This is a genomic window from Psychrobacter sp. T6-1 (assembly GCF_052258445.1).
Map to the genome: position 1 here is coordinate 1 of NZ_JBQQFC010000810.1, position 541 is coordinate 541.

2 protein-coding genes are annotated in these 541 nt (G+C 44.5%); both read right to left on the reverse strand.

Annotation, left to right across the window (positions count from 1 at the left end; translation table 11 throughout):
- Nucleotides 1-311: ribulose-phosphate 3-epimerase (locus ACTXGO_RS16095; RefSeq protein ID WP_443575231.1), on the reverse strand; the 311-nt coding region annotated here is incomplete at its 3' end.
- Between the two features lie 50 nt (nt 312-361).
- A partial coding sequence (locus ACTXGO_RS16100; protein ID WP_443575232.1) for a TIGR03643 family protein occupies nt 362-541 on the reverse strand: 180 nt, incomplete at its 5' end.

Consider the following 541-nt stretch of genomic DNA (forward strand, 5'->3'; position numbering starts at 1 on the left):
TCGATATGAGCACTGGCTTCTGGATGAAAGGTAATAATGCTCGCATCCGCCTGCAAAAACTGCTCAATCATACCGTCAACAGGCGATACCATTAGATGTACATCAATGGGCGCATCAATACCATAGTCTCGTAGCGCCTTACATATCATGCTACCAAAGGTCAGATTGGGGACATAATGGTTATCCATGACATCAAAATGAATGACATCCGCATCTGCATTCATTACATTCTCGACCTCCTCGCCCAAGCGCGCAAAATCAGCGGATAAGATTGAAGGAGCGATTAGGTACGGCTTAGCAGGACAGATCATAATAGATTACCTTTTGAGCATAATTTGATAAGATTTTTGGTTATTAATGACTATCGGGGTTTGTACTGAGTTTTGCAATAGGCACGGCCGATTTCAAAGCCGCGCTTGGCCTGATGCTTGGTATCACGCCCAGTGACGCGCTGACGCCACAAACGAAACGAGGACGGTTTAAGCTCTTTTCGCATCAAAGTAATCACATCAGCTTCACTAAGACCAAAACTATGCTCTAT